At 68.6% G+C, this 7,067-nt stretch carries 3 protein-coding genes and 2 pseudogenes; 4 read left to right on the top strand and 1 reads right to left on the bottom strand.

Features of this window, described 5'->3' with window-relative positions; all coding sequences use genetic code 11:
• Positions 1-320: 320 nt before the first annotated feature.
• Positions 321-2,546, bottom strand: coding sequence for a discoidin domain-containing protein (locus tag O3X23_RS43430; RefSeq protein WP_269280790.1), 2,226 nt, complete (start codon positions 2,544-2,546; stop codon positions 321-323).
• Positions 2,547-3,794: 1,248 nt separating this feature from the next.
• On the opposite strand from O3X23_RS43430, the gene O3X23_RS43425 reads away from it, so the two are divergent.
• The 4 genes and pseudogenes from O3X23_RS43425 to O3X23_RS43415 form a co-directional block, all read left to right on the top strand.
• On the top strand, positions 3,795-4,910 hold the full coding sequence (locus O3X23_RS43425; protein ID WP_269280787.1) for a DUF1996 domain-containing protein: 1,116 nt from the start codon (positions 3,795-3,797) through the stop codon (positions 4,908-4,910).
• Between the two features lie 414 nt (positions 4,911-5,324).
• Positions 5,325-5,774 (top strand): DoxX family protein, encoded by a 450-nt coding sequence (locus tag O3X23_RS43420; RefSeq protein WP_269280794.1) that lies wholly within the window; start codon positions 5,325-5,327, stop codon positions 5,772-5,774.
• Positions 5,775-5,860: 86 nt separating this feature from the next.
• Positions 5,861-6,000: pseudogene (locus tag O3X23_RS44420) on the top strand (IS701 family transposase); the annotation flags it as partial.
• A gap of 606 nt (positions 6,001-6,606) precedes the next feature.
• A pseudogene (locus O3X23_RS43415) lies at positions 6,607-7,067 on the top strand (hypothetical protein); the annotation flags it as partial.

Raw genomic sequence — 7,067 nt, 5'->3', positions numbered from 1 at the left:
GGCGTACGAGCCGTGGCCGTCACCGACAGCCACCAGGCCGGTCGCGCGACCGTCGCCCTCACCCCACCACGCCCTTCTGCCCAGGCGCAGGTGATGGTGACCGCTTTGCAGAACCAGGCCAGCCAACTTCACAACGCCTGACTTCCTATCACGACACGGGGTATCGGCTACTGCTCGTTCACCCTCGTCCTCGTGCCGGCCGGCGTGGTGATCTCCAGCAGTGGGGCCGCACGATCGCGAGGTTCACGGCACTTGGAACAGCTGCCGTGTTCCCTGCGCCGGCGTACGGCGGGTGCTCGCCCGCCGTACGCCGGCGGGGCTCAGCTGTAGATGCCTATCTCGTGGAGGGAGTAACCCCAGGCGGTGCCGCGCGCGGTGAGCTGGAGACGTACGTGGCGGGCGGTGGTGTTGACCGCGATGGTGTCGACATCGCCGTCACCGGCGGTGGTGGAATACACCGAGCGCCAGGTGGCGCCGTCGTCGGAGACCTGGACCTCGTAGGACTTCGCGAAGGCCGGGTCCCACACCAGTTGCAGGGTACGCAGCGGCTTGGCGGAACCCAGGTCGACCTGGATCCACTGCGGGTCGCTCCAGTCACTGGCCCAGCGGGTGGCGTCCTTGCCGTCGACCGCCAAGGCCGGGGCGCAGGGGCAGTCACCGTAGGAGGCCTGGAAGGAGGAGGCGGTGGCGGGGCGGTTGAGCGCCAGGTTGGTGCCGTCGACCGGCGGGGCGACGACCTTGACCGACTTGGTCTCGATGCCGGCGTTGCCGTGCCCGTCCTCGGACTGGATGTAGACCTTCCACACGCCGAGCTTCTGGGGCGCGGTGACCGCGAAGGTGCCGTTGCCGGTGGAGCGCCACGTCGCCTCGACGAGCCGCTTGTCACCGTTGGCGTAGTTCCCGGAAAGGAAGATCTTGTTGGTGATCGCGTCCCCGTCGGGGTCGCGGATTTCGGCGCGGACGGTGAACTCCTTGCCGGCTCCGGCCGAACTCGTGGGGGTGACACTCATGTTGCTGATCACCGGCGGTGTGTTGTTGCCGGCGGTGGAGCCGGTGTACGCCTTCTTCACCGCGTAGTAGGAGAGGCGCTTGAGGCCGTCGGGGATCAGGTTGAACCAGATGCCGCCGAAGTCGTGCTCGGTGCCGTAGTGGAAGAGGGTGGCGCCGAGGGCGACGCCCTGGTGGCCGGTGACGCAGTTCCAGGCTTTGGTGTAGCCGTCGGCCTTCTGCACGTCGGTCGGCTCGTCGGGAATGCCGTTGACGTCGTTCGGCACCTCCCACTCGCCGGCCGGGCCCGTCTCGGTGACGATGTACGGCTTGTTGTAGCCGCCGTCGATCCAGTCCTGACGGATCTTGCAGACGTTGTTGTACGAGTTCATCGCGTACAGGTCGAGGTCCGGGGCGTTGCGCTTGTAGTAGGGCCAGGCGCCGGTCCAGGCGTCGGTGGAGGTGACGGGGTGGTCGGGATCGATGCTGTGGATCTTCTTGGCCACGTCGTTGACGAAGGAGGTGTACGCGTTGCGCTGCGCCTCCAGCTCCGTGCCGCTGTAGCAGTTCTGGAGCCCGAGCACCGACTCGTTGCCGACGTTCCACATGAGTGTCGCCGGGTGGCTCTTGTACGTATCGACCCATTTGGCGAACTCGGTCAGCGAGCTGCTCTTGTACGCCGCGTCCGTCACATAGTTGACACAGCCGCCGGCTCCCGGGCCGCCGCCGGGCTGCAGCCAGAACCCGTTGATCACCCGGATGCCGTTGGCCGCGGCCGAGTCCAGGAGGGGCTTGGTGGAGCCGTCCGTGCCCCAGGTACGGATGGTGTTGACGCCCATGGACTTCACGTCCGGCATGTACTTGGATGCGTCTGCGACCGAGGGGCCCCAGGTCAGGCCCTTGACGACGTAGGGCTGGCCGCCCGCTGTGAGCCGCCAGTTGCCCTGCGAGCCCTCCACCTTCACGGCGCCGGTGCCGCCGCTGGGCGGCGTGCTGCCGCCGTCAGAGCCGTACACCTGGAACTCCCACAGCGAGTACCCGTACCCGCCGGCCCGGGTGACCCCCTGCATCCGCACGTACCGGCCGGTGCCGGAGACGGCGATGTCATCGGTGCCGCCGTCACCGCCTGTGACGCTCTTGATCGTGCGCCAACCACCGCTGCCGGTGTCGGAGACCTGGATGTCGTAGCTCTTGCCGTACGCCGACTCCCAGTTCAGGACGACGCGACTGAGGTCGTGGGAGGCGCCGAGGTCGACCTGGAGCCATTCGCCCTCGCGCCACTGACTGGCCCAGCGGGTGCCGGCGTTGCCGTCAACCGCGGCCGAGGCAGCGAGACCGTCGCCCTCCTGCGAGGAGGCGGTGGCGGGCTTGCCCTGCGAGAGCAGGACCTCGGCAGCTGCCGCAGCGCCGGCGTTCACGCTCGCGTCAGCGGCCTGGGCCACGGGAGCCACGGCGGCGGCGCCGAGGGTCGTGGCGAGCAAGGCCGTGAGCGCAACGAAGGCAGGGAGTGCAGCGCGAGTGGGGCCCCGGCGTGCTGCCAGGGAAGGGGATCTCAACATGTCGGCTCCTTGCGGAAGGGTGCACCGGGCCGTGCGGGCGCACGACCGTAAGGGTTCGGCCCGGCAGAGGGGGATGGGCGCGGCCGGCCTCGACGGCCTACCGGCGTGCGCGATGCTCGGCCGTACGACTCTCGGCACCTACGGCGTCGACGTGCGGCGTTGCGGCCCCTCCGGGCCGGGATGCGGCAGGGAGTTGACTCCCGGCCCGAAGGGGGGAAAGGGGCGGACCTCGTCATGCCGACGGGCCATTGCGAGCCCGAGGACATCCGGGCCGGGGTACGGGCTGACGTGGGATGAGACGGTCGACACGCCGAGGTCGGTGCGCCGAGGGGGTGGATGACGTGCGCGCATCGGACCAGTGGTACCGGTGTTGCTGTCGACCGCCGCAGAAGCTGGAGGGCCGCTGTTCGCGGCACTGACTGCGGTCACGTTCCTGTCCGGCAGGAGCAGCGCGGGGTCCCCGGCCTGCGCGGCCCGGGTGGGCGCGAGGTCGGGGGACATCGCCGTCCACCGGCGCGACGACTGCACGACGCACGGCAGCGCCGATCAGGCCAGTGCCTGCGCCCGAACAGGTGCTGATTCTCATGGCAACGCCACCGGCATTTCGCCATCAGGCATGGAGAGGCTCCTCGAAATCAGACGCGCGGAGCGCCCATTGGGAGAGCGCTCTCCGGAACCATGCCTTCCTCCGCACTCGGGGTCAAGACACCTGTCGCGTCCGGCGCGGCTTGATTTGTGCTCGAACCTGGGACGGGGCCTGGAGTGGGGGCGACGACATCCGGCAGTGTCCGGCAACGAGGTTGGGCTGCGTCGATCAAAGGGACCCAACTCGCGTGCGGAAGCACCCACGGAGACCCCGGAGCGCCTCTACCTAGCGCGCGCGGACCGCGGGGCGGTCGACCTTTCGGCCAGGCTCGAATTCGCCCTGACTGTCGGGGCGCTGTCCGTTCCGCGTGCCAGGAACGGCCGATACGGAACCCTGCCGGAAGCTGTTGCCATCGACCTGCCGGATCAGCCACTTGTTTGACGCGCATCGGGTCCATGTGTCCCCCCAGGCCACACGGTGTTTTGCCGCACTTGCCGATTGCCGCACCAAGCATCAGGCGGTAACAAGCTGTTGACATGCTCTTGTTGGGAGCGGAACACTCCGCAACAGGGAGAGCGCTCTCCCGCTCAACGGGCTGTCGTGGCGCCCGCCTCGCCAGCCCGTCAGGCCCCACATGTAGCAACACCAAGCAGGAGGTCTCCATGGCACGACGGAGGACCCGAACGATCCCAGGGCTGCTCATCGCCCTGTCCCTTGCGGCAACCGGGCTCGGCATCGGCGGCGTCGCGATGACCACCGGAAGCGCGTCAGCGTCCCCGGCACACGACGCGGCCGCGCCCCACGCGGCAAAGGCCGGCTACTCGATGCCCGGCATGCCGGGCATGGCGATGTCGAACCAGGCGTCGGGCGACGATGCGGACGGCGACGGCTACATCATGGCGAACCCGCCGGTCACGGGCGTGACCCCGTCCACGTACGACCCGCCGCACGCGTACTTCCACGAGTTCCAGGCCCAGTGCGCCCCCACGAAGACCGCACCGGACGACCCGATCGTCTACCCGGGCCAGCCCGGCGCCTCGCACGACCACACGTTCATGGGCAACACCGGCACGAACGCGAACTCCACCACGGCCTCGCTGGAGTCCGGGAACACCGCGTGCCTCGCGGTGGGCGACAAGTCCGCCTACTGGATGCCCAGTCTGTTCAAGGGCACCCAGAAGATCCTGCCGATCGGCACGCAGACGATCTACTACAAGTCGGCCATCAACGACTACACCAGCGTGCGGCCCTTCCCCAAGGGTCTGCGCTTCGTGGTCGGCAGTCCGATGCAGACCCAGGACGAGTTCCAGCACCTCAAGGGCACGGTCGAGGGCTGGGAGTGCGGGACGAGTTACCACAACTGGAACTTCCCGGCGACCTGCCCGAACACCCCTGACACCCAGCTCAACATCCGCCTGCAGTCTCCGAGCTGCTGGGACGGCATCCACCTGGACACGCCGGACCACAAGAGCCACATGGCGTACACCGTCGCGTCGGGCAACAACCAGAATGTCTGCCCGGCCGACCACCCGGTCGCCCTGCCGATGATCGAGTTCAAGATGGCCTGGCCGGTCAACGGTGATATGTCGCAGATACACCTGTCCAGTGGCGCCGGCTACTCCTTCCACTACGACTTCTTCAACGCCTGGGACGCTCGGACGCTGGCCGCGATGGTCACGCACTGCGTCAACGGTGGTCTCCAGTGCGACTCGCGTGGTTACGACCAGTCGCAGCCCGGCAAGGGCGCGGTGCTCAACCAGAACTACCAGCTCCCGTAAGCCCGGAGGTCGCGCCCTCCCGCGGACCGAGTTCACTGCCGCCTCGCGGGAGAGCGCTCTCCAAAATCCAGACCTGTCCCCCACCCACAGGTGATCTATGAACTCCCCCGCAACACCCCCTCCCCCCACCTCCGGTTTCTCCCGGCGCGCCGCTCTCGGAGCCCTCGCAGCCGCCCCAGCCCTGGCAGGCACCGTCCTGCCCACACAGCCGGTCCGCAGGACGGCGCAGTGCACCAACGCCCCCGCTCGCGGCGACCGCGCCGGCTGTCGACCGCCTGGCCGTCGCCCAGGCGCCGGCCGCGCACGCGACAGGCTGCACGTCGGCGCGCGCCTCGCGCTACGGGTACTCGCTGTACGCGTTGGGCGGCCACAACTGATGCGCGCGCAACCGCGCGGAGAGGACAGAGCCTCGTGGTGACCGCACGCCTGGACCGGGCGCAGCCATATGCGCTCAGCCTGTTCCGTATCGTCGTCGGACTGCTCTTCACCTGCCACGGGGTGGCTTCACTGTTCGGGGTACTGGGAAGGCCCGAGGTGTCGGCGGGCGCGTGGCCGGGCTGGTACGCGGCCTTGATCCAGCTGGTCGGCGGTGTCCTGGTGCTGCTTGGGCTCGCCACCCGGCCGGCCGCGCTGATCGGCTCGGGGTCGATGGCGTTCGCGTACTTCGACGTGCACCAGAAGCACGCGCTGCTGCCGATCCAGAACGGCGGCGAGGCAGCGGTGTTCTTCTGCTGGGCACTCCTGCTGATCGTCTTCGCGGGTCCCGGCGCGCTGGCCCTGGACCGGATGCTGAGCCGCCGCGCCGTCCCATGGCGCCGGGCGGCGAAGGTGCCGGACGAGAACCAGACAGTCATCCCGGCCTGACAACCGCATCGTGGCCGGCCCCGTCAGTCTCCTCCGGGGCCGGCGCCACGAACGGTCAAGGCCGGGAACAGGTCGAGCCGCCCCATCAAGAGGGCGACCGCCCGGCGGGCGTCCAGCGGCAGTACACCGGCACAGCGGGAATCATCAAGAATACCCAGGTCGGAGTCTCGCCTACGCCTCCGAGCAGGGAGGGAAGCTGATCGACCGCCGGCTCTACCTGCCCGAGCGACCCGAAGGGCGTGTTCGTTGTTCTTCGGCATCGTTACCAGCTCGCCAGCTGTGGTGGGGCCGGCCTTGGACGTCGGTGGTGCGGTACACGATCCGATGGGCCTGCAGGCCGTAGTGGACCTGGGTGGTACTGATATCTGCCTTCTCCAGTCGGGCCGCGGAAATCACCGAACCGCGTACTTCGGGCTGCTGGTGAGCGAGCGCAGCGGTAGGCGGAGAGCAGGGTTGCGGACTTCCGCCCCCCGTCGCTGCCAGTGCGGTCGCGGCGCACACCAGGCGAGCGTGCCTGCGGAGCTCGCTGTGATCGTGCACTGCGGGCCACCCTCCGAGGTCGACCGCGCCTACGGCTGCCGGCCGCCTACGTCTCGCGCCACGCACTCGCCATCGACGGCCCACTCCGCGAGTAATGCCTGCCAGGCAGAAGGCAGGCCACCGAATGGTCCGGACCACAGCATTCCGCTATGGCTGGATCGTTACCATGGACGATGGGGACACAGGGGATGTAGCCGCATATAGGTGACGACATCATCCTTGACGCACCGATCGAATGCCACCATTCTGGCCACCTCCCCCCGCTCCACCCCACGTTCAGGCTGGTATGCCCATGCGCACCCTTCACCTGGCCAGCGCGGCGACCGCGGCTGCTGCAGCTTCCCTGCTGCTCACCCCGGTCGCCTTCGCCGCGCCCCCCGGCGACAACGGCACCATCAAGGTCCACGACACCAAGACCGGCGAGGATCTTGTCAAGAACGAGCCGCACGTCTGCACGTTCTACCTCGACGCGTTCTCCTTCGACGGTCTGCAGCAGGCCGACTGGAAGATCGTCGAGATTCCTCCCACCGGCAAGAACCAGGAGGCGAAGACCGGAGCGATCGCCCTCGACGGCAAGGGACATGGACGCACCGAAGACCTGAGCCTGCCCGACGGCCACTACAAGCTCATCTGGAACTTCGACGGGGAGCACGGCAAGGCCAAGCACAAGGTCTTCTGGACCGACTGCAAGGGCAGCGGCACGCCGGGTGGACCGGGGTCCACCGGCACGCCCACCGGCACGCCCGGTACGCC

It is taken from the genome of Streptomyces sp. H39-S7 (assembly GCF_027158205.1).
Lineage (GTDB): Bacteria > Actinomycetota > Actinomycetes > Streptomycetales > Streptomycetaceae > Actinacidiphila.
This window is presented reverse-complemented; position numbering and strand designations above follow the sequence as displayed.